We start from the raw sequence: 23,558 nt of genomic DNA on the forward strand, positions 1-23,558 counted from the left end.
AGCTCGCCGGCAACAGGTAGACAGCCTGCATGGACCACGCCGAAGCGAGCGCCGGCCCCGTTGATCGACGCACGGCCGTGCGCTCGCTCAAGCCGGGGATATACGAGGCCCTGGTCACCGACGAGTTGGCCGGATCACTGTCTCGAACACCCGCCGAGCTGGTGCGGTTCGAGTCTCTTGACCCTGCCGATTCACATCTTCTCCTCACCCGGCACCTGGCGGAGTTGATCAGCCGTTCTCTGCAGTCCGTCTCCGGCAGCGACGAGAGCAAGGTCGCTGCGCAGGTCGAACTGACCAACCGGATCGCAACCGCCGTCGGCGAGCTCAGTACGCCGGATGCCGTGCTCACCGGCGATCGGGTGGCTGACGTCGCTCGACAGCTGCTGGCCGTGGCGACGCCCTCCCCCACCCCGGCACCGGTGACCTTCCCAGCGCGGCCGGAGGTGCCGCTCAGCACTAGCGCGCTGCTGGTCAACGGCCGCGGCCAGCCGCGGATCGGCTATGAGGTGGAGCGCGAGCTGGCGTCCGCGGACAGCGTGGACCTGCTGTGCGCCTTCATCACCTGGCACGGCGTCCGGGTGCTGGAGCAGGCCCTGCAGGACCTTCAGCAGCGCGGCGTGCGTCTGCGGGTCATCACCACCACCTACCTCGGCGCGACCGAACCACGTGCCGTCGAACGGCTGATCGCTGCGGGCGCAGACGTCCGCATCTCCTACGAGACCCGGACGACGCGGCTACACGCCAAGGCCTGGCTCTTCCACCGCAGCTCCGGCTTCTCCACCGGCTACGTCGGATCGTCGAACCTCTCCCGAGCGGCGATGATCGACGGGCTGGAGTGGAACGTCCGACTGTCGTCCGTCGAGCAGTCTCACCTGCTGCACACGTTCGCCGAGACGTTCGACTCTTACTGGCACGACCCGGCGTTCGAGCCCTACGACGCCGAGCGCTTCACGGCCGCGATCGCTGTCGAGCGAGGCGGTCGGGGGGATGCGACCACCGAGATCACCTCGCTGGACGTCCGTCCGTTCGGCTACCAGCAAGAGATCCTCGAGGCGTTGGACGCCGAGCGACTGGTGCACGACCGGTGGCAGAACCTCGTGGTGATGGCGACCGGCACCGGCAAGACAGTGGTCTCCGCGCTGGACTATCGGCGGCTGCGCGCCCAGGGGCACGTCGAGACGGTGCTGTTCGTCGCCCACCGCAAGGAGATCCTGACCCAGAGCCGGTCGACATTCCGCCAGGTGCTCCGCCGCGGAGACTTCGGTGAACTCCTGGTCGACGGCGCCAAGCCCACGCAGTGGCAGCACGTGTTCGCCTCGGTCCAGTCGTTGGCCCAGCTCGACCTCGCCACGCTGCGGCCGAATCTGTTCGACCTGGTGGTGGTCGACGAGTTCCACCACGCCGAGGCAGACACCTACCGGCGGCTGCTGGACTACCTACGTCCGAAGGTGCTCGTTGGGCTGACGGCAACGCCCGAGCGGGCCGACGGTCGTGACGTGATCGCCCGATTTGGTGGGCGCTTCGCGGTCGAGCTGCGGCTGTGGGAGGCACTGGAGCAGCGGCTGCTGGCGCCGTTCCAGTACTTCGGCAAGCACGACGACGTCCCGCTGGACACGGTCCGCTGGCGGCGGGGCTCAGGCTACGACGTCGCCGAGCTGACCAACCTCTACACCGGCAGCGACGCCCGGGTGCGACTGATCCTGCAAGCCGTGGTCGACACGGTGGCCGAGCCGACGCGCATGCGGGCGCTGGGCTTCTGCGTGAGCATCGACCACGCCGTCTTCATGGCAGCTCGTTTTGACGCCGCCGGCATCCCGAGCCGCGCAGTGACGTCGCGGGACGGCGCAGACGCCCGTGCGGCAGCGCTGACGGCACTGCGGAATGGCGAGGTGAACGTGCTGTTCACCGTCGACCTGTTCAACGAGGGGTTCGACCTGCCGGAGATCGACACTGTGCTCTTCCTCCGCCCGACGGAGAGCGCAACCGTGTTCCTGCAGCAGCTCGGCCGCGGACTGCGGCTGGCTGAGGACAAGCCGTGTCTGACGGTGTTGGACTTCATCGGCTCCCAGCACCGGAGCTTCCGCTTCGACCTGCGCTTTCGGGCGCTCACCGGGACGTCCCGACGTGGGCTGGAACGGGAGATCGACTTGGGCTTCCCGACGCTCCCAGCGGGCTGCTCGATCCAGTTGGACCGGGTTGCACAGCGAGTGGTCCTGGACAACGTCCGCCAGTCGCTGCGGCTGCCCTGGCCTCAGTTGGCCAACGAGCTCGCTGCCTCCCCCGAGGCCGACCTGCCCAATTTCCTGGACGAGACAGGGCTGGACGTCGAGGATCTCTACCGCGGCACCAGCCGGAGCTGGCTGGATCTGCAGCGCGCGGCCGGCGTGGTCACCGCCGAACCGGGGCCGGACGACGCCCGGCTGCGCGGCGCCTTCGCGCGGATGCTGCACCTGGACGACATCGAGCGACTCGACCGGCTGGACGAGGTGCTCAACGGCTCGGCCTTCGGGTCGAGCGACCGAGACCGGCGACTGGCCGCGATGCTGCACTTCTCACTCTGGACTTCGCGGACACCCTTCTCATCCGTCGAGGAGTCACTAGCGCGACTGCTCGCCGACCGCGCCCGATCAAAGGAGCTGGCTCAACTGATCGGTGTATTGCGGGAGGGCATTCACCGAGTGGCACCGGCGCTGGATGACGGGCCGCGGCCGCTGCACGTACACGCGCGGTACAGCCGCGAGGAGGCGCTGGCGGCGTTCGGGATGACCGATCTGGCCGGCACTTTCGGCTCTGGGGTGCGCTGGGTACCTGACGAGCGGGCGGATCTGTTCTTCGTGACGCTGACCAAGGCCGCGGGGCACTTCTCCCCCACCACCATGTACGCCGACTCCGCCATCACCCCAACGCTGTTCCAGTGGGAGTCGCAGAACACGACGACCGAGGCGTCACCCGTCGGCCAGCGGTACGTGCACCACCGGGAGTGGGGCAGCTCGGTGCACCTGTTCGTGCGGGAGACGAAGACAGCGGACGGCGCGCTCGGGGTGCCGCCGTACCTGTATGCCGGGCCGATGACCTACCAGTCGCACACCGGGAACCGGCCGATGCGCATCCTCTGGGAGTTGGATCACGCGTTGCCCGGCGACATCTTCCACGCCGCCAGGGTCGCATGAAGCTGCCTGACTGATCAGCTGATCCTGCCCACATGCCGCATAGGGGCGAGTGCGGCTACCTGCCGGTGGTCAAGATCGAGGACCTGAGACGAGCGCACGCAGGACGCCATGCTCAGCAACCGCAGGGGCGCAGGTCAGCGACTGCAAAATCACTCCAGTCGGTCGGCAGGGGCCTTCCTCAACTCATCCGGTAGGGGCTTCGAGTGGACCACCACAAGCGAGCGATTGGCCCTTGTCAAACTCGTGTACAAGAGCCCATGCCGACCTAGGTTCTGCGGAAAGTCGGCTGGCTCTACCACGACGACAGCATCAAATTCCAAACCTCGAGCATCGTCCGCTGAGAGCACCCGTGCGGTCACCTGTCCGTCGAAGTATTCATCGCTGCCAGCCGCGCGAGCCGCCCAACCGTGCATGGCCAACGCGGTACGGGGCGAAGCCGCCTCCGCTCCGATAACGGCCACGGTGCCGCCTCGGCACTCAGCCCCTAGCTTTCGTGTAGCGGTGACGATGGCCAAGGCCAGTTCAGCAGGACGCACCTTGAGAGTGGTCGGGCGAGCGCCTTCCGTCTGCACCGCCAGGCCGTGCCGCTGCTCTCTTGGGAGCAGATACCCGGCGAATTTGAGGATTGCAGTCGTCGATCGGAAGACACTCCGATAGTCCTCGATCTGCGTGTCCACACTCAGGTCCAGGAGCTCGAGGCTCTGTTGCCACGACATGCTGCTGTGATCCGAGCGGCGCTGGTTCATGTCGCCGACAAGAGTCCAACCGGCATCCGGACGCGCCAACAACCGGAGGATGCGCCACTCAATCGGCCGTACGTCCTGCGCTTCGTCCACGATGACGTGCCCAGGCGGCTCGATCCGGTGCCGTCCGGACGCGAGAGCACAATACGCCAGAAGGGGTGCTAAACGCCTTATTCGGAGAGCCGAGTCCCAGTCGGGCAGTTTGCGCAGGTAACTCATCCACTCATCAGGGGCGGCCCCCGCTTTCAACCTCAGCTCTTCGTAGATCACCTGAGCGGCCTCAGTCCTCGACTCGGTATCAGCAAGGTGACCCCGACGCTCCAGCATCCGTACCGCGTCATCGACGAGTGTGCAGAGACCCCGATCGAAGTCCCGGTACGTCTCAACATGTCCATCATCCGAGCCAGCTCCCGCGTCGAGGGTGGGAATCAGCTTCCGAAAGAGTGCGTCCAGACTCCGCACGACAACGCGGGCACCTTGTGTCAGGTCCCGGACGGCCGTGGTCGTGTGCTTGACATAGTTCTCGGTCGGTCCGACCAGCAGCACTACGCCCTCGACAGCAGTGCCCTCCCGGGCGGGATGCACCAGGAAGGCCGCACGGTGGACCGCAACAATCGTCTTTCCGGCGCCGGGGTGACCTTGAACTACAAGCGGAACCGTTGCCTCCCACTTGACCAGGGCATGCTGCTGCGGTTGCAGCGTCGCCAACACCTGCTGGAGCCCTGCTTGCCGAGGCCGCGTCAAAGCCCGCAACAGCGCATCCTTGTGGCGCAAAGCCGTCGCGTCTGGGACCGGAGCTCCGCTGGTGCGCCCATTCGCCTGTGGGACCAATTCGGCCACGCTCGCGGCTGGGACTCTTGGTTGAGTCGACTTCTCCGCGGCCGGCGCCGGGGAGGGCGCCGGCGGACGCGCAGTGCCAGCCGAATTCCTTGGAGCCTGCCGAATCGCTGGCGGCCGTGGCACCTGCAGCGCGGCCCTGTGATCGAAGGCCGTTGCGCCACTTCCCGAGTCCCGCCGCTCATCGTCGTAGCCCACGATCTCGTCACCGCGGGGCGTGAACACGCGCGTGATCTGCACGTCGCCGAGGAGATCCGCACCGGGGCCATGTCCGTAGAAGGCGTCTGCCGCGGGCGCAGCCCAACTGATGACCACAAAGTCGCGCTCGCGGGCGTACCACTGCCCGATGTAGACGCTGTTCGTCTGAAGAAGCTCGTGCGGTGCAGCCAACCCGATCCGCCCGACGAACGGTTGGGGTATGGGGCGCTCGAGCTCACTGTCCCGCTTCCTGCCGTTCGCTCGTCCAGACCCTCGAGGCTTGGCGATTGGGACCACTCGAGCCGCCTTGTCGGCCAGCGTTTGCACGTACCGCTTGTTGCGCGCCCGCTCATCGGCCAGGACCGCCGGATCGGGCGCGCTCACTCGCCGACCTCCAGAACGCACACAGCCAACGGCGAGAGTGACACGTCCGGTGCACCTGTCTGGTCCAGCTCACTCAATGTCTGCCTGTGAGCCTCCTCGCGACGAGCAAGCTGACTGTCGAAGAGCTTGACGCCGCGGCTCTTCCCGCGCTCGAAGGCGGTGCGTCGTCGAGCCTGGATCGACGCACGCGCCCGCTCGTGCTGGTCCTCGAGCAGGACACGCCGCGACTCGATCAGCGAGGAGATCTCGCTTCGCCGCCGCTGGTTCTCGCGAAGCATCCGGTCGTCCATGAGCTCCTGCAGAAGGTCAACGCACCGTTCAAGCAACGCCGGGACAGGCCGCCTCCCCTCCTGCAGCTCACCGGTGGCCAGCCGCGCGAGGAGGACATCCACGTACTGGTCACCGGCAGGCCGACCGTCCGCTCCCACTGCAGTTCCCCAGATCTCCTGGCCAGCCCGCGGCGCTTCCCACCGCGCCACAGCCAGCTGAATGACGTAGGTCCCGGGCTCCAGTTGCCCCTGGTCCGTTACGCGAACCACCGCAAAGCGAGCACGCCGATGCTCGGGCAGATTGGCCGCAGCCAGCACGAGTGGGTGCCGCGCCGAGAGCAGGTCCATCGTCTGGCTCGTGCGGGCGGTCTCCTGGTCGAGGACGAGGTGCAGCTCCTCCTCATTACGAAGCGCCCGTTCGTATGGGGCTGCTTCTTCACGGCTCAACCGTTCCTCGACGACCAGGCGGTGAAGGCGGTCGGCCATGTCCCGGTTGCCTCTGAGACGTAGAGCCACTCCCCCGTCGGCCAACGCGGGAGCGGGCGCCTGGCAGAGAGCCGCCCAGTCTTCGAGTACGTGCTGGAGCTCGGCGGCACCGACGTAGCGACCAGAAGCCACCAAGTCACGTTCCAGCCCAGCAACGTCGGTCGTCGATGCTCCGAGCAAGAAGGGCGTGGCAGTAGCCAGATCCTCCAGACTGCTCCGCTGCTCCTCCATGGCAGACAGAGCATGATCGGCTTTGGTCGCTCGTTGCTTATCGCTCAGATCGAAGTCGAAGACGACGTCCTGGAGTGCGCGCAGGTGATTCGTCACGATCGGCTCAAGCGCCCCGATGCTGCCTTCGAAGACGCCGATCCGGGAGAGCAGCCGCTGCTTGATTCGATCGTCCAGGGCCGCAGGGCACCAGACGTTGAGGATGGAGATGACCTCCTCTGCCTGGCCGATCCGATCGATGCGCCCGATGCGCTGCTCGACCTCCATGGGGTTCCACGGCAGGTCGTAGTTCACGATCACTGAGCAGAACTCGAAGTCCAGCCCCTCGCTTGCGACCTTGTTGGCCAGGACGAGCTCATACCGTCCCGCCCGGAAGTCGGCCATGACCTCGTTTCTGCGGTCGCGATCGACGCCGCCGTGCAGAACGGCCACACGACAGTGCCCCTGCAGTCGACGTTCGAGGTATGCGAGCGTCGGACGCGAGAACGTGAAGAGCAACGCTCGACGTCCCCTGCGGATCACGTCGAGTAGCTTGGGTGCGATGGCGTCGAACTTGCTGTCAACGTCAGCAATCGCATCGGCAGCGTGCAAGAGCTCGGCATGAGGCCGCAACAACGGAGGCCTCGCCGTCGTCGGCGACCCTGTCGAGTCCTCGTCCGCCAGGTCGTCATCCTCGACACTCCACCGCAGAACTGCGGCCCGAGCAGCCGGCAGACATGCGGATGCCAGGCGCAGCGGCATCTGCATGGCGAACCCCGGCGGCTGACCAGCTGCCGCAGCTCGATTACGGCACCACGTCACGTACTCGTCGTAGAACCGTTGCTCCCCTGCGGTCCAGTGGACCTCGGTGTCCATGGCTTGCCGTACTGCCTTCTTCTCGTCCACCTCGACGCGGCGGGTGCGCGTGAACACGGAGGACAGCACGTTGAGCTCGGCCAGGTGGCGCCGCGCCTGCACGATCTCTCGCGGACTCAAGACGTCCCGTCCCACGACCTCCCGTAGTGCCGCAAACTCACGTCGCCTGACGAGAGGGCGTCCCATGGCGAGCGAGCGCATCCCGTCCAGGACCTTCAGGCGAGTCCCGCCATCGACAGCTGGTGATGAAAGCAGGCCACCCACCTGGTTCAGGACGACGTTCGGTTCGAGTTGCAGCTCCATGGACCCGATACCGCCGAAGTCGCCCGGGGCGAGCAGGTCCAGCAAGTTGTAGAGGTCCTCATTGCGCAGGTTGATGGGCGTCGCCGTCAGCAGGACCAGCGCCTCGGCCCACTCGCTCAGCAGAGCTCCAGCCTGATGAGACGCCGTGCTCGCGTTCCTCATGTTGTGCGCTTCGTCGACGATGGCGAGGCTCAGCGGGCCGGCCAAGGTGGCCAGCTCTTCTATTGACTCCCACGTGCGGAACCGTTCGAGGCTGACAACATACGAGAATCGCCGCGGCAGGCGATTTTCCCGAGCCCGTTGCTCAAAGTCGCTGGCCGCCGGCCCCGACAGCTCGACCAACTGAAAGCCGAACCGGTCCTCCATCTCACGGCGCCACTTCGCGACCAACGCTGCCGGGCATACCACCAGCACTCGATCAGCGGACTTGCGAGCCTCGAGCTCAGTCCACACGAGGCCAGCCTCGATGGTCTTGCCCAGCCCGACCTCGTCGGCGATGAGGATCCGGGATTTGCCCGATTCAAGCATGCGGATGACCGGGCGGAACTGGTAGGCGCGGAAGAGAGTTCTCGTCGCCCGGAACGAAAACAAAGTGTCCGTGAACGCGCCGGCCAGCTTCTCTCGTGTCAGCGTCGCGCTCAACCGACGAGCGGTGTCGGGTGACTGTTTGATCCAATCGTGGACCGTGTCACTGGACTGAAGCTCAGCCAGCATGTCCTCGCCGAACGTGACCTGCCGTCCATCCACCCGGAGGTCGTACAGCCATCGCCCGGCGGAAAACCGACGGGATCTCACAGGGTGGTCACGACCGGAGCTGAGAACCATGACGTCGTCGTTGATTCGAAACCTAGGCGCAGAGACGTCAACTCCGTCTGGCCAAAAGTGATGCATCCACCCCTCCGCATCGCGTAGAGGATGCGCGTCCGGAAGCACACCGGTGTCGACGCGCTGGCTCTCGCCGGGCGGCGCGCCGCGCGACACGACCATGACCCGAGTCTGCGTAGGCAGCGAAAACCAGTACACGCCTTCGGGGAGCTCAACCTCTGACTGTCCTAGGTGGCGGACCTCCTTGAAGAGGTCTCGGTGCTCCAACCGGGGCGGCCCGACGAATAAGGCGTCGACGCTACGAACGATTTTTGCGAGATCTGACGCGTCCTGAGCTTCGGGGTGGTACCCGTAACTCATCCTGATCTGTTCCGCCGTGTACCCGAACAACCTTTTCGCTCCCCCGCTGCCGACTAGCGCCAGGACATCACATGGTGCGACTAGGATCACCGCACACCGGCTGCGAGTCATCCTGTCGGGTGGCGCTCTGGGCACATGCGCCTCACGCGGCACTGTCCTACGCGCGCCGGATCAAGCGATGGTCGGCTGTAGGCCGAATATGGCCGCGTGACTCTGTTGTTCGAGGTTGAAGGAAGCTCAGCCAAGCCGGCTCGAACGCAGTTGCTGTCTCAACTTGGCCTCCAGGAGCGTGCGCACCTCCAGGAGTGGGTGCTGGCCCAACCACAAGTCCGGGGTGACGATGTCCTGGTCGTTACGTCCGAGTTCGATCGCTGGTCCGCTCAGGACGGCACGCGCGCACGAGATCGACTAGACGTACTGGGCTTGGATTCGTCAGGTCGGCTGGTGGTCGCAGAGCTGAAACGTGAGGACTCTGGCGGGGACGTCCACCTCCGGGCCATCACCTATGCGGCCCTGGTGTCCCGATTCCACCTTGAGACGTTAGCGGAGGCGCATGCGCAGTTCTGCGGACGCCGAGGAGACCGGCTCACTTCGACTCCGACCGCGGCAGTCAATTCCGGTCGAACACCTTCGTCCGCACGATCGAGAACAACGGGCTGGTCGGCTCGATGGGCCGGGTCGGCGCGTGCGGGGACAACGCCGCGATGTAGTCGTTCTTCGCGCTGCTCCAGAAGAACGTGCCCGACCGGCAGCGCTGGGCAACTCGGGAAGAACTACGCTGGCGATCATCACCTGGATCGAACGCACCTACCACCACCGACGCCGGCAACGCCGACTCGGACGGCTCACCCCAGTCCAGTACGAGACACTCAACCTCGCCGCTACTGCGGCCTGACCAACCCCACCCGACGAGTCAACTGAAGTCGGGGCAGTCCCCGCGGGGCGTTACCGCGCGGTCGCGCGCTGCTCCTAGAGTCATGCCCATGGCTGTCCCCAAGCCTGCTGTGCCTGAGGGCAGCTGACGAAGTAGGACGGAGCGGACGGGACGTATGAGCAAGTCACTACTGGAGCAACTGCCGGGCATCGTCGCAGCTGGTAAGCGGCAGGCTGCGCAGATCTTGGAGCAGCTGGATGGACGCAACCGCGTGACGCTGCAGACCCGCGAGCTCGTGATCCCGTCCAAGGACACCGCAAGCCTTGATCTCTTTCGACGGGTGACGCAGGAGAGGGGCAACGGGGATGGCACCAACGGCGATCAACTAAACCGGCTCGTTTACGGTGACAACCTGCTCGCCATGGCCGCCCTGCTCGCTGGCGACGACGACACGCCGAGCCTTCGCGGGAAGATCGACCTGATTTACATCGACCCGCCTTTCGACTCGAAGATGGACTACCGCACCAGGATCACACTGCCGGGCGTGACCATCGACCAGAAGCCGACGGTCATGGAACAGTTCGCATACTCAGACACTTGGGCAGACGGCACCGCGTCATACCTCGCGATGATTACGCCGCGTCTCGCCCTTATGAGAGAACTACTTTCCGATCGTGGTTCGATCTACGTGCATCTCGATTGGCACGTAGCCCACTACGTCAAGATCGTCCTGGACGAACTCTTTGGCAAGGACAACCTAGTCAACGAGTTGGTCTGGAAGCGCGGACACGCCCACAGCGATTCAAAGCAAGGGTCCGCGCATTTTGGTCGGCTGCACGACGTCCTCTTTCTCTACGCAAAGAGAGAGGAGGATTACTACTTCAAGATGCAGTACGACCCATACACCCGGGAGTACATCGACAAGTACTACAAGAACGTCGAGCCTGAGACGGGGCGCCGGTACTGGCTTGATAACCTCCAAGGTCCCGGCGGAGCCGCCAAGGGTAATCCGTACTACGAGGTCATGGGCGTCAAACGCTATTGGCGCTACAGCGAGCAGCGCATGAAGCAACTCATTGATGAAGGCCGGGTGGTCCAGACCAATCCTGGAACTGTCCCCAAGTACGTGCGCTACCTGGACGAGATGCCTGGTCGTCCTGTCCAGGACATCTGGGACGACCTGAAGAGTCTCGGTGGACTCGGGGCGAAGGTGGATGAACGTGTTGGCTACGCCACCCAAAAGCCAGCCATCCTACTCGAGCGCATCATCGAGGCCTCATGTCCCGAGGGCGGGACCGTAGCTGACTTCTTCGTCGGCTCGGGAACCACAGCAGCCGTAGCCGAGAAGCTTGGGCGGCAGTGGGTTGTCTCCGACCTCGGCAAACCTGCCGCCATGATCACCCGCAAGCGCCTGATCGATCAGGATGCTAAGCCGTTTCTGTATCAAGCCATTGGTGACTACCAGGTTGAACAGGCCCGTTCCACTTTAGGCCGATCCTTCCGTGTCGCCGATCTCGCCAAGGTTGTTCTCGACCTCTTTGGAGCACTCCCCCTTCCGCCGGAAGACAACGTCAATGGAAGCTTGGGACGCCTTCCGAACACCCGGACATTGGTGTTCGCCGACAGTCCCTCGAAGTTGACCACCGTGTCGAGCCTGCGCCGTGCCCAAGGATACCGGGACAGCAAGCTCGGAGGCTTCGACAAGGTCACCGTCCTCGGTTGGAACTTCTCGGCCGGAATCGGGCAGGACATCGCAGCACTCAATGACCCCAACCTCGAAGTCTTGGTTATCCCTCCAGACTTGCTGGACCGGCTGAAGAAGAAGGGTGCCGACAAGCTCGCCAGCGAGATTCGGTTCGCCAGCCTCCAGTACCTTCAGGCCACGGTCGCCTCGCGCAAGGAAGTCGGTGACGGCGAAGAGCTGCGGGTCGATCTGCAGAACTACGTGCTCCTGTCTCCGGAGGCAATCAGCCTGGACGACAAGAATCGTGAGCTACTGCGGCAAGTTATGAATGCTGAGCCTCTCGCCCTGATCGAGTATTGGGCGATCGATCCCGACTATGACGGCGAAGTGTTCCGTTCCGTCTGGCAGGACTATAGGGGAAACGCCGACAACGATGACGACCCCCTGCGCGTGATGACGTCCGCGCAGTTGCAACTGTCTCGCAAGGACAGCGCCCGTCGCGTCTGCATCAGGGCCGTAGATGTATTCGGGTTCGAGTCCGAGGTCGTCATCCCCGGCGTGGAGGTCAACTCATGACTCAGCCTCGTGACCTTTTTCCATTAGCCACTGGTCTGGCTAAGCGGGTCGACGGCCAGATTCCGGATCTCGTTATGGGCCTCTCGCCAGACTTGTTGGAGGGAGTGACGCCAACCACAGCGGAGCTGCTCAAGTTCTGGTTTCAACAGGACTACTGCGACCTGCGTGTCCTGAACTTCCACGAGGGACAACGCGCCGCGATCCTGCACATCATCTACGCCCACGAGGTCATCGGGGCGCGCAGCTTGCGTGAGCTATACGAGGCAGTCGCCGGCGATGCCATGCTTAATGGGGGCGTGCTTGGGGAGGTGACCCGTGACCGCCACGCGCATCCGAAGTACGCCGCGAAGATGGCGACCGGCACCGGCAAGACGTGGGTCTTGAATGCACTATTGGTCTGGCAGTACCTCAACAAGCTGGCCAGCCCAAGCGACGAGCGCTTCACCAGCAACTTTCTGCTCGTCGCGCCAGGTCTGATCGTCTATGACCGCCTGCTTGATTCGTTCCAGGGCAAAGCCGTGGGAGGTGAGCGAGACTTCATCACCAGCGACATCTACCAGCAGCGGGACTTGTTCGTCCCAGAGAACTACCGCACTCAGGTCTTCGGCTTCCTGCAATCCTCCGTGGTTACCAAAGCGGAGATCGGTCGTAAGGTCACCGGCTCCGGCCTGGTGGCGATCACTAACTGGCACCTGCTGGCCGGCCAGGAAGATCCGGACTTTGTCGCTGCCGAGGACGTGGAGGCTCCTGGTCGCGAAATCGATGCCAAGGCAGCGGTGGAGAGCTTCTTCCCGCTCACCCCGGGCACAGCAGCCGGCAACGCCCTTGATGTGCTGGATCGTCGCTTCTTGCGCGGTGGTCCGCTTGAGGCCTTGAAGGACCTGCCAGACCTGATGGTGTTCAACGATGAGGCACACCACATCCACGAGGTCCGTAAGGCCGACGAGGTCACCGACGTCGAGTGGCAGAAGTCCCTGACGGAGATTGCCTCCACCAAAGGCTCCTGTTTCATACAGATCGACTTCTCCGCGACTCCATACAACGAAGTTGGTTCGGGGAGCAAGAGAGGACGCCAATACTTCCCGCACATCATTGTCGACTTCGATTTGTCCTCGGCCATGCGGGCGGGTCTCGTCAAAGCTCTCGCGCTAGACAAACGCAAAGACGTTGCTTCTCTGCCGCTGGACTTCAAGGCTGAGCGTGACGAGCAGAATCGCGTCACCGGGCTGTCGCAGGGCCAGCGGGTAATGCTGAGGGCTGGCCTGAGGAAGCTGCAGATCCTGGAGGAGCAGTTCACCACTGCGGATCCGGACAAGCACCCGAAGCTGATGGTGATCTGTGAGGACACCTCAGTCACGCCGCATGTCGTCGAATTCCTGCAGAGCACCGGCCTCGCGGAGGACGACATCCTGCGCGTGGACTCCGGTCGTAAGCAGGAGCTAGGCGCCAAGGACTGGGAGCCGATCCGGGAACGCCTCTTCGATGTCGACCGGCACAAGCAGCCGAAAGTCATCGTCTCGGTGCTCATGCTCCGAGAAGGCTTCGACGTCAACAACATCTGCGTTGTTGTCCCCTTGCGGTCTTCTGAGGCGTCCATCCTGTTGGAGCAAACCATTGGCCGCGGCCTGCGGCTGATGTGGCGCGGGAATGACGCAATCGACGACCTAAAGCGCGATACCCGGGAGCGGATCGCCAATCGCGAGGAACCCACCAACTACTTCGACGTGCTGTTCATTGTTGAGCACCCAGCCTTCTCTCGATTCTACGAAGAGTTGCTCGGCGGCGAACTCGTCGGTGAGGTTGGGGACGACGCCGACTCGACAGACGCCACCGGCGACCTAGAGCACGTTGACCTGCGTCCCGGCTACCAAGCGTACGACTTCGAGGTGCCGATCATCATCCGCGACGCGGATGAAGAACTTAAGCAGCCAAGTGTCGATCCACTACTACTCACCCCGAGTAAGTACCAGATCGACTGGCTCATCAATCAGATCGGTAAGGGCGACCGGTTCGTCTCTCAAGACGCCCAGACAGGCACGCAGTACGGCGATTACCGAGTTGACGGCGGCATCCTGACCGCGACCGGCTACAACGACTACCTCTCCCGTATGACCACCCGTATCACCGAGGCGCTCGGGCGGGGTTTGACCAGTAGTGCGGGCAAGTACAAGGAAATCAGCCAGTACCCGATCCTGCAGGCGTACAAGCCGCTGCTGACCGGCTGGCTCGATACCTACATTAGGCACCGCATGTTCGGGCCCGATTTCGACCCGCTGGAGGGCGAGAATTGGCGCGTCCTACTGCTCGACGATGTCGCTCACGACATAGCGGGCGTTTTTGCTAGCAAGCTCACCGAGTTGCAGGAGAACCAATCTGTGGCGGAGGCGACCGTCCAGTACCGGCAGCCATCCGAGGTAAAAGCTCTCCCGATCAGGGCCAGCGCCAGTGTCGAGGTAAAGAAGTGCATCTATCCGAAGCTGCCAGTGCCCTCCAGGGGTGGCGGCTTGGAACGCTTGTTTATCGAGTGGGCCGATCGGGATTCTCGGATCGAGGCGCTTCTCAAAGTTCACGAGTATCGACACGACTTCCTCCGGCGTCCGTACCTCAAGGCTGACGGGATGCCGGCGCAGTACTCGCCGGACTTCGTCGTACGCACGGACACTGACGTCTACGTGGTTGAGACCAAGGCACAGTCCGCCCTCAGCGACGAAAACGTCAAGCGCAAGCAACGCGCCGCCCTAGCCTGGTGTGAGCAGCTCAACGAGCTCCCGAGTCACCAGCGTGCCGACCTGTCCTGGCATTACGTCCTACTAGGCGAATCGATTGTTCGAGAGTGGTATTCCAAGAACGTTCGAGCCACGGAACTATTGGAGTACGCGCGACTAAGGCGCGCCGATGCTCCGGTGCAGGAGAGGCTGCTCTGAGAAGGGCAGTAGCGAGCTCGCGGTGGATGTCGGCATCTACGCCTGGAGGTGCAAACTGAGCTGACCTCAGACATCCCATGGTTCGAGTGGTCAAGCGGCGGCTGCGGTGATGGCGGGCCAGGCGGTGTGTTCGTCGTAGTGGGTCCTGGTCTTGAGGCAGCCGTGGAGGATGCCGACGAGCCGGTTGCCGAGTTGTCGACAGGGCGGCGTGGTGTCCGGTGCCGCGGGTGCGGAGGGTGTCGTAGTAGGTGCGGGCGCCGGGTGAGGCGGTGAGGGCGCAGAAGGCCCACTGGTGGGTGGCGTCGGCGAGGTGCTTGTTGCGGGCGTAGCGGGCCAGCACGATCCGGCGGGTGCCGGAGGCGCGGGTGATCGGTGAGGTGCCGGCGTAGTTCTTGCGGGCCTTGGCGTCGGCGTAGCGGGCGTGGTCGTCGCCGAACTCGGCGAGCACCCGGGCGCCGAGGATCGGTCCCAGCCCGGGTTGGCTGGTCACGATGTCAGCGTCCGGGTGCCGGCCAAAACCCTCGGCCACCACCGCCTGCAGGGAGGCGATCTCGCTGTTGAGCCCGGCGAGGAGCCGGACGTGGCTGGCCACGATCGCCGCGTAGGCGGCCTCGATCTCCGGTGCCAGGCGCAGCGCCGGCGCCCGCAACGCCGCCTGGATCACCTCGGCCTTGGCCTCGGCATCGCGACGGTGGGCCCGGGCCAGGGCGGCGGTGATCTTCGACCTGGACAGCCGCGCCGCCCGCGCCGGATCCGGGGCTCGTCCGAGCAGCTCCAGGGCGTCGGCGGCGGCCAGCTCGGGGAAGGCCTCCAGCGCGGCGGGGAAGAACTCCCGCAGCGCTGAACGGAGCCGCTGCAGGTGGCGGGTGCGGTCCCAGATCGCGCTCTGATGCACCCGGGCCACCATCTTCAGCCCCTCCACCGCCGGGCTGTCACCGGCCATCGGCCGGTGATGGGCCCGGTCCAGGCGGACGATTTCGGCCAGCACATGGGCGTCACCGCGGTCGGAGTTCGCCCCGGAGGCACCGTGGCGTTCCCGGTAGCGGGCCACCTGCACGGGGTTGAGCGGGAACACCTGGTAGCCGGCGGCGACCAGCGCAGACACCCACGTGCCGCGGTCGGTCTCGATGCCGATCACCACGTTCTGTGCGACGAACCCGGTCTCCGGGTCCACGTCGTCATCGGTCAGGTGCTCGGCGATCAGCTCGTGCAGCCGGGTCAACCCGGCGATGCCCTCCGGCAGCCGGGCCCGGGCCAGCCGGCGCCCGTCATCGCCTTGGACCTCGATGTCGTGGTGGTCCTCGGCCCAGTCATCCCCAACGAACAACATCGCGCCCCCTCCGGTCGGCTCACTGCGGTCGGCAGCGCGGAGGGAGACAGCCAGCGGACTAATGGTCAAGTACTCACCGGCACTCGGCCGGGGCACGTCATCCCATCAGCGGTCACGCCCCCTCACGACCGGTGGGCGCACGATCTGAGGCTAGGAATCCAGCGTTCCAGTCGACGAGAGTGCTGACCCACCGGCCGCTACCGGCACCGAACCTGCCAGAGACCGGAAGGCTCGGTAAGCCCCATTAGTCGTCTCCGCCTACCACGACCCATGCGGGATGGTGGCCATAGCGAGCATGACGTCCGTCGTCGCCAGTAAGGCCTCAGCCACCGTCACGTCCGGGGGTAGCTGGAAGCGTGCGCCGAACATGCAGGAGCCGGGCGCCTTTGCTTGGGCATCTCCAAAGCCGATGCCAAGGTACCTGGGGCCACCTTTGGCGACCATCGCCTTCCATGCCTCTCGGTCATGGGTCGCGGCTACGGCTCGCCCCAGAGCGCTGCGAGCTGCTGACATGGTCGGCCACATCACCAACAGGTAGTCCGAGTCGAAGTCAGCCGAGGTATGGACGCCAGCCTGCTGAAGTGTCACCTTGATCGACGGACCAATGGGGCCAACTCCCCTACCACCCAGCGCTGGACAGTCCCGAACGGGCAGATTCTCCTCAGCTTCTACGTAGACCCCTGGGACTGCCCCCGGTTCGGTTGAATCCTTGCCTGTGAGGCTGTGGCCTCACTGGAAGGATCAGCGTCGTGCCCAAGCCGTTCCCGCCGGAGTTCCGACGTGACGTCATCGCCGTGGCCCACAAGGGGGAGGCGCCGATCGCTCAGATCGCCCGGGACTTCGGAATCTCAGAGTCCTGCCTGCAGCGCTGGCTGAAGATCGCTGACCGAGACGACGGCCTGGCCCCGCCGGCGGCCGGTGATCTCGGTAGCGGTGAGAAGACCGACTCCGCGGAGCTGCGGGAGCTGTGGCAGCTGTGGCAGCTGCGGCAGCGCAACAAACTGCTAGAACAGGTGGGGACTTCCACGACTTCCTCCGGTACGGTATCTCCCCCGCCCACGCCTCGGTCTGCGCCGACCGGTTGCTGCGGTCGTCTGTCGCCCCGAGCAAGCAGCTGCTCGCCGTCGCGGCGGAGGAGATCCGTACACGCGAGCAGTTCGTGCTCCTCGACGAGCAGCGGGTCGCCTTCGATCGGGTACTCCATGAGGTGGAGAAGGCCCGCGGAGGTGACCACAAGTCGGTCGTCATCGTCTCGGGCGGGCCGGGCAGCGGGAAGAGCGTCATCGCCCTGTCCCTCCTCGGGGAACTCAGTCGGCGCGGCGTCCGCGTCGCGCACGCCACCGGGTCACGGTCGTTCATTCAGACGCTCCGCAAGGTGGCCGGTCGCCGAGCTCCGCGCACGGCCGCTCTGTTCCGGTACTTCAACCAGTTCATGGACGTCGCCAAGAACAGCCTCGACGTCCTCATCGCCGACGAGGCGCACCGACTGCGGGAGGCCTCGGCCAACCGTTGGACGAAGGCCGAGCTGCGCAGCGACAAGCGGCAGATCGACGAGCTGATCGACGCAGCTTTTGTATCAGTTTTCCTGCTCGATCAGAACCAGGTCGTGCGCCCTGGGGAGATGGGCACGGTCCAGGACATCGAGAAACACGCGCGCAAACGCGGCATCGGCGTTCACGAGATCGACCTGTCGACCCAGTACCGCAGCGGTGGCAGCGCTGAGTGCGTCGAATGGGTCGAACAGCTGCTTGGTCTGGCTCCGGGGGGTCCGGAGAAGTGGTCCGGGGACGAACGCTTCGAGGTCCGGACGGCGCCGTCACCGTCCGCCATGGAGGCAGCGCTGGCGGAGAAGCTGGCGCAGCACCAGAACGCCCGGATGGCCGCTGAGTACTGCTGGCCGTGGAGCGACCCCAGGTCCGACGGGTCACTGGTCCCGGACGTGACGATCGGCGACTGGTCCCGCCCGTGGAACCTCAAGGGTGAGCGCTCCGTGGGTGACGCCCCGCCTGCCGCCCTGTGGGCCAGTGACGACCGCGGCTTTGGCCAGGTCGGCTGCGTCCACACGGCACAGGGCTTCGAGTATGAGTGGAACGGCGTCCTGCTCGGCCCCGACCTGGTGTGGCGCACAGATCGGTGGGTCGCCGTCCGCAGCGCCAACCGGGACCCGGACTTCCGCAACAGGCAGCGGGTCAGTGATGCGGACTTCGACGTGCTCGTGCGCAACGTCTACAAGGTGCTGCTGACGCGCGGTCTGCGGGGCGTCTACCTGCACTCGACCGATCCGGAGACCCAGCAGCTACTGGACAGCCTCATCGACTGACCGGGAACGAGCCAGTGAGTTCGCCGCTACTCACCGCTCGGCGAACAGCTCGTCGAGCGCACCCGTGATGACGCCCGCAGCGGCCGGACTCTGCAGCGCTGCTTCCGGGATGGACGGCCGACGGGCGTAGCGCTTGTCGACCAGGTCGGACAGCAACGGCTCCACCCCCGAAAGGGTCCGCAGTCGATCCGCCAGAACGTCCAACTGCGCTGCCGGAACGCCGATCCCCTTGCGGAACATCCACTCGAAGTTCACGGCCAACACCGTCCTTCCCTGGGGCCCCGTGTAGATCCCCCAGACAGCGACGTTCTGGTCGCCGACGTCGAACCAGGCGACGACCGATGGGTACTTGCCCTCACCCCAGTAGAAGTTGGTCCACCTGGGGTGCTGCTGTCCGTGCTGGTAGATCGTCACCAGAGTGGCCGCGGCCTCGGGGGTGCTGTGTTCGTGAATCGCCGCGAGCAAGCTCTGTTCGTCCCATCGGCTGCGGGGACCCTCAGCCGCCTTCCGGCGCACGGCCTCCTGTCCGTAGACAGTGGGCGCAAGGATCTCCATTTCGCCGTGGCGGACGTAGCCCAACTCCAGGGCCAGGACGTCCAGGGCTACGACTGTCCGGTCGTTGAGGAACTCGACGACGCGCTTGAGCTCCTCGGTGATCGCGTCGACGGCGATGACCAGGCGCATCGACCCGGTCGCAAGGTTCCTGCTCACCTCGGAACGGAACGTCTCCGCCGAGAACTCCCCACCCTGACTGTCGGCCCGGGCAGCGAGCACCTCGATCATCGGCTTGCCGGCACGCGCGGCAAAGGCTGCGTCGAGTTCCTCGTACGACAGGCGCCACAGCCCGGCGGCGTAGGCCAGTACCTGGCCGACGACACTGCGCCGGATCTCCGGGTTCGCCTTGAGCTTGCACTCGACGACCGTCAGTTCGCCGGACAGGCTGATGGCGAACAGATCGACCGGGCCGGTCTGCGGCACGTACAGCTGGCTGACCACCGCGAGCGGCGACCCGTCGGCACCCGGCAGCAGGTCCGGCGACTCGAGCAGCAGTGTCTCGAGGGCCGCCTCGTCGGTGTAGTTCGTCACCGTCGGCGACTGCCAGGTGCCACCGTTCTGTCGGATCAACATTGCTCCCCCACCTGCGTTCGCCAGAGCAGCTTCCGCCCGCGAGCGGCACCAGATAAGGCACTCTCCTAGGCGGCGACCCCCGTCTGGTTTTCATGGCTTCGCCGTACCGTTCCCCGGAACATTCGCCACCGTACAACTCAGCATGTCGGGAGGATGGCCGATGACCGCAGCTCATTCTCTAGGTCCCGCAGCAAAGCGGCGGTCGCCGACGCGCCCCTGCCCTAGTCGATCAGATCGAGGGACGGATCGCGACGCCACCGTCATCCTCGACTTCCGGGCATGGTGGTTGGCAACCCCTCGTTCGCCGACGAGCTGATTTCGCAGGTGCTCGAGCGGGGTGGGCCACCCCAGTTGTGGGCCGAGCACTCCGGCCCGGATTTCGGCGCCCAACTCATCGACGCCGCCGGGCACGATGGAATCGCTGAGCGGCTGGACAACGTCTGACCCGCCGGCTCGGGCCCCGAGCGGCTGGCCTTCAGGTCAGCAGGTCAACGAGCTGGTCCGCGCGGCTTCGGGCGACGTCCCGCGCTTCGACGGGCGGGAAGCCACGGCCCGAGCTGATCGTGACCCCGGCGACGAGCTCACCGACGCGTGACCGCACCGGCGCCACGAGACAACCGGAGCCCTCGTGGAGCTCGCCTGACTGGGCAGCCCAGTCCTGAGCTCGAATCTCCGTGAAGCAGGCGTCGAGCTGGTCAGACTTGGTGATCGTCTTGTTGGTGAACCGAGCCAATCGCGAGGGCGGCAGCAGGTCGCGCCACTCGGGTTGCTCCGCCAGCAGCAGCTTGCCGGCCCCGGTCGCGTGCAGGTGGCGCTCCACCAGCGCCGGGTCCTGCAGAGGCAGGTCGGGATCCATGTCGGCCACCCGAAGCGTCGTCGCCGTGTACAGGATCAGGTTCATCCCGGCCCGCACCTCGCGGCGCAGCTCGGCCAGCACCTCCCGGGCCGCCGTCGACACCCGCACCGGCGCGATCGCCCCGGCGAGGCCGGCCACCTTCCGGCCCAACGCGAACCCGCTCAGGTCCGGCAGCCGGACCAGGTACTCCTCTCCCACCAGCAGGTTCAGCAGTCGATACACCGTCGCCGGCGGCATGCCCAGCGACTCGGCCACCTCCTTCGCCGCCACCCCCGCCCCCAGCCGCGCCACGCACTCCAGCACCGCCAGCGCGCTCTGCACCGCCTTCGGCTGCCGCCCGGACAGCCCGCCGTCCGCCGCCATCAGGCCGCCATCGACCCGGGCAGCACGCTCGCCACCGCCGGCTCGTCGTAGACCCCCACCCGCGCCAGCCGCGACGGCCGGCGCAGCGCCAGCCACACAGCCCACGCCGCGCCGGGCAGCAGCACCGCCAGGTACACCCAGGACATCGCCCGGCCGCCCTGCCAGGACTCCCCGCCCAGCGCCACCAGCAGCACGAGCAACCACAGCCCCGACGCCACCAGCCCGCCGACCACCGGCCAGACGGTCAGCTCACCGATCCGGCGCAGGAACAGCGGCACCGCCGCACACACCAGCACGTACCCGAACGCCGACACCGTGATCGTCCCGGTCAGCACCGAACGCCCCGGGGAGCCAGCCAGCAGCGCCACGAACGGCACCCCGACGACCAGCGGCAGGCACAGCGACAACGCCTGCACGGGGGTGCCGCGTCGGGCGTGCACCCGCCCGAGCGCCGCGGGCAGCACGCCCTCCCGGCCCATGGAGAACAGCACCCGGGCCAGCGCGTTCACCGAACCCGTCACGCAGGCGAAGAAGGACGCCGCGATCCGGACGTCCAGCAGGCCCACCAGCCAGCCGATGTCCCCGGCCAGCGCCGACACCGGCACCGGGCTCATCAGCACCTCCAGCGGTGCCCGGCGCAGCAGCACCACCTGCGCCACCGCGCCGACCAGGAACAGCACCCCGGCCACGCCGGCGTCCACAGCCAAGCACGCGCCGGCAACAAGTCGATCGCCGCGGACCATGGTCTTGACAAACTTTAGAGTTAGTCTTTAGAGTCACGCCCAGACTTCGACGGAGGGGGCTTCATGACAACGGTGACCATCGACGACTGGTCGTTCGCCCGCATCGACTTCATTCGGCGCGCAACCGGGATGTCCCACGCATCAATTGTCCGCTCGGTTTTAGAGCGCTTGGACGCGGCTTCTGATCCCGGCATTCGATCCGCGCCCGTAGCCGCAAGCACGGCTGGGAAGGAGCCCAAGATGCCATCCGACCCAATCAAGGTGTTCGCCGAGTACAAGGGCCACCATGTGGATGGCACATTCGATCTTGGGTCGTTGACCCTACGCGTTACAACGGGACCGCTGTCCGGCCGCACGTTTGAATCACCTACGGCGGCTGCAGTCGCTGTTGTCAAGAATTTTACTCCTGAACGAGTCAACCCCGAGACGAACGGTCGAAAGTTCTGGCGATTGTGCGATGGAACCGGGGACCTGCGCTCAATTTTGGGACAGCGCGTGTAGGCCAACTGCGGAAACCCGACACCCACAGCATCGAGAGACAGCGACCATCGGTTGGTAGCGGTCATGTAGCCGCGAGCAAGTACTCTGAGGGTCCACATGAGGTTCGCGTCGGGGTAAGCCACCATAGCGCCGAACAAGTATCCGGTGGCTCACCCCGACCGGGCCGCCAGCACAGCGCAGTCATCGAAAGGCCCGCAGGCTCTCTGGCTCGCTCGGCGTTGATGCAACCATCTTCATGGTGGTCGCCGCCCCGCCGCGCCGCTCACCGTCATCGCCGGGGCGGTGCCGATCGGCGTCCTCGTCGGCAACGGCGCCGGCTACCCGGCGAGCTTCGTTGTCAGCGCGGTCATCCTGCTGTTCTTCGCCGTCGGCTTCGTCGCGATGACCCCGCACGTGCCGCAGGCCGGCGCCTTCTACAGCTACGTCTCCCGCGGACTGAACCGCGAGCTCGGCCTGGGCGCGGCCATGCTCGCGCTGCTCACCTACGTCACCATCCAGGGCGCGGTGCTCGGCTACATCGGTCAGGCCATGGTCGACTTGCTCGCCGCTACGGCGTCGCCTCCCCGCCCTGGTGGGTGTGGACGCTCGTGGTCATCGGCGGCATCGGCGGCATCGGCGTGCTCGGCTTCCGGCACATCGACCTGTCCAGCAAGGTGCTCGGGCTGCTGCTGATCGCCGAGGTCGCGATCGTCGTCGTCCTCGACATCGCGGTGGTCGGGCAGGGCGGGCCGGAGGGCTACTCGACCGGCGTCTTCAGCCTGTCGACGATCACCAGCGGCTCCCCCGCGCTCGGCCTGATGTTCGCCATCGCCGGGTTCATCGGCTTCGAGGCGACCGCCGTCTTCCGCGACGAGGCCCGCGATCCCGAGCGCACCATCCCCCGTGCCACCTACCTGGCACTGGCGATCATCGGCGTCTTCTACGCGATCTCCAGCTGGGCGATCGTCACCGCTTGGGGCGACGGCGGGGTCGTCGAGCGGGCCGCCGCCGACCCGGGCTCGATGGTCGTGGAGACGACGGACATCTACCTCGGCACCCTGGCCGCCGACGTCCTCAACGTCCTGCTCGTCACCAGCCTGTTCGCCTGCGCGCTGAGCTTCCACAACGTGCTGAGCCGCTACTACTTCAACCTCGGCAACACCGGGGTGCTGCACAGCAAGCTCGGCAACGCGCACGTCCGGCACGCCTCCCCTGCCTCCGCCTCGCTGACGCAGACGGTGATCAGCGCGGCGCTCATGGTGGTGTGCGCGCTGGCCGGGCTCGACCCCGTCCTCGAGGTCTTCACCTGGCTGTCCGGGATCGCCACCGTGGGGATCGTGGCCCTGATGCTGCTGACCTGCGCGGCGGTGCTGGTCTTCTTCCGCCGCACCCAGGTCGACACCCGCCCCTGGCAGACGCTGATCGCGCCGGGCCTCGGGTTCCTCGGGCTGGCCGCGATCCTCGTCGTCCTGGTGCAGAACCTGCCGCTGCTGATGGGCGAGTCGACCACCCTGGGTGTGGCCGCCGGCGTCCTGCTGCTGGCCACCCTCGTCGCCGGCCCCGTCCTCGCCCGGTCCCGCCCCGCCACCGTTGCCCTGACCGACTCGAACCTGGAGGCCTGA

13 protein-coding genes and 3 pseudogenes are annotated in these 23,558 nt (G+C 65.8%); 10 read left to right on the forward strand and 6 right to left on the reverse strand.

Going from position 1 to position 23,558, the window contains the following annotated elements:
• Positions 1-29: 29 nt before the first annotated feature.
• Positions 30-3,170 carry a DUF3427 domain-containing protein gene (locus tag O2W16_RS17515; RefSeq protein WP_269160101.1) on the forward strand — a complete coding sequence of 1,047 codons (3,141 nt, stop codon included), beginning with the start codon at positions 30-32 and terminating at the stop codon, positions 3,168-3,170.
• Between the two features lie 149 nt (positions 3,171-3,319).
• Here the strand turns inward: O2W16_RS17515 and O2W16_RS17520 are convergent, their stop codons facing one another.
• A complete protein-coding gene (locus O2W16_RS17520) occupies positions 3,320-5,332 on the reverse strand; it encodes a UvrD-helicase domain-containing protein (RefSeq protein WP_269160102.1) in 2,013 nt (670 codons plus the stop codon).
• Positions 5,329-8,460 carry a DEAD/DEAH box helicase gene (locus O2W16_RS17525; protein WP_269160103.1) on the reverse strand — a complete coding sequence of 1,044 codons (3,132 nt, stop codon included), beginning with the start codon at positions 8,458-8,460 and terminating at the stop codon, positions 5,329-5,331. The genes O2W16_RS17520 and O2W16_RS17525 overlap by 4 nt, the downstream gene beginning before the upstream one ends.
• A 794-nt stretch (positions 8,461-9,254) precedes the next feature.
• Between O2W16_RS17525 and O2W16_RS17530 the strand changes: the two are divergent.
• The 3 genes and pseudogenes from O2W16_RS17530 to O2W16_RS17540 form a co-directional block, all read left to right on the forward strand.
• A pseudogene (locus O2W16_RS17530) lies at positions 9,255-9,553 on the forward strand (IS3 family transposase); the annotation flags it as partial.
• A 154-nt stretch (positions 9,554-9,707) separates the two neighbouring features.
• Complete coding sequence (locus tag O2W16_RS17535) at positions 9,708-11,792, forward strand: site-specific DNA-methyltransferase (RefSeq protein ID WP_269160104.1); 2,085 nt, start codon at positions 9,708-9,710, stop codon at positions 11,790-11,792.
• A complete protein-coding gene (locus O2W16_RS17540) occupies positions 11,789-14,716 on the forward strand; it encodes a DEAD/DEAH box helicase family protein (RefSeq protein ID WP_269160105.1) in 2,928 nt (975 codons plus the stop codon). The genes O2W16_RS17535 and O2W16_RS17540 overlap by 4 nt, the downstream gene beginning before the upstream one ends.
• A 90-nt stretch (positions 14,717-14,806) precedes the next feature.
• On the opposite strand, the pseudogene O2W16_RS17545 reads toward O2W16_RS17540, so the two are convergent.
• Positions 14,807-16,046: pseudogene (locus O2W16_RS17545) on the reverse strand (IS110 family transposase).
• A 749-nt stretch (positions 16,047-16,795) separates the two neighbouring features.
• Between O2W16_RS17545 and O2W16_RS21725 the strand changes: the two are divergent.
• Positions 16,796-16,961 (forward strand): annotated as a pseudogene (locus tag O2W16_RS21725) (transposase); the annotation flags it as partial.
• 61 nt (positions 16,962-17,022) lie between these two features.
• Positions 17,023-18,366: a DNA/RNA helicase domain-containing protein gene (locus O2W16_RS17555; RefSeq protein WP_442928919.1), complete on the forward strand. Its 1,344-nt coding sequence runs from the start codon at positions 17,023-17,025 to the stop codon at positions 18,364-18,366.
• 30 nt (positions 18,367-18,396) lie between these two features.
• Here the strand turns inward: O2W16_RS17555 and O2W16_RS17560 are convergent, their stop codons facing one another.
• Positions 18,397-19,494, reverse strand: coding sequence for a hypothetical protein (locus O2W16_RS17560; RefSeq protein WP_269160106.1), 1,098 nt, complete (start codon positions 19,492-19,494; stop codon positions 18,397-18,399).
• 279 nt (positions 19,495-19,773) lie between these two features.
• Between O2W16_RS17560 and O2W16_RS17565 the strand changes: the two genes are divergently transcribed.
• Entirely contained in the window at positions 19,774-19,938 is a 165-nt protein-coding gene (locus O2W16_RS17565; RefSeq protein ID WP_269160107.1) for a hypothetical protein, read from the forward strand.
• A 31-nt stretch (positions 19,939-19,969) separates the two neighbouring features.
• Here O2W16_RS17565 and O2W16_RS17570 read toward each other — a convergent pair whose 3' ends face one another.
• The gene (locus O2W16_RS17570) at positions 19,970-20,713 is read right to left on the reverse strand and encodes an IclR family transcriptional regulator (protein ID WP_269160108.1); all 744 of its coding nucleotides are present in this window, start codon (positions 20,711-20,713) and stop codon (positions 19,970-19,972) included.
• The gene (locus O2W16_RS17575; protein ID WP_269160109.1) at positions 20,713-21,402 is read right to left on the reverse strand and encodes an amino acid permease; all 690 of its coding nucleotides are present in this window, start codon (positions 21,400-21,402) and stop codon (positions 20,713-20,715) included. Before O2W16_RS17575 ends, O2W16_RS17570 begins: the two co-directional genes overlap by 1 nt.
• A gap of 126 nt (positions 21,403-21,528) precedes the next feature.
• Here O2W16_RS17575 and O2W16_RS17580 point away from each other — a divergent pair, with 126 nt between their 5' ends.
• The 3 genes from O2W16_RS17580 to O2W16_RS17590 all read left to right on the forward strand — a co-directional run bounded on the left by O2W16_RS17580 (position 21,529) and on the right by O2W16_RS17590 (position 23,558).
• Positions 21,529-21,957 carry a hypothetical protein gene (locus O2W16_RS17580; RefSeq protein ID WP_269160110.1) on the forward strand — a complete coding sequence of 143 codons (429 nt, stop codon included), beginning with the start codon at positions 21,529-21,531 and terminating at the stop codon, positions 21,955-21,957.
• Positions 21,958-22,239: 282 nt separating this feature from the next.
• Positions 22,240-22,629, forward strand: a complete 390-nt coding sequence (locus O2W16_RS17585) for a hypothetical protein (RefSeq protein ID WP_269160111.1) — start codon at positions 22,240-22,242, stop codon at positions 22,627-22,629.
• On the forward strand, positions 22,545-23,558 hold the full coding sequence (locus tag O2W16_RS17590; RefSeq protein ID WP_269160112.1) for an APC family permease: 1,014 nt from the start codon (positions 22,545-22,547) through the stop codon (positions 23,556-23,558). The genes O2W16_RS17585 and O2W16_RS17590 overlap by 85 nt, the downstream gene beginning before the upstream one ends.

The sequence above is a fragment of the Modestobacter sp. VKM Ac-2984 genome (genome assembly GCF_026967985.1).
Taxonomy (GTDB): Bacteria; Actinomycetota; Actinomycetes; order Mycobacteriales; family Geodermatophilaceae; genus Modestobacter.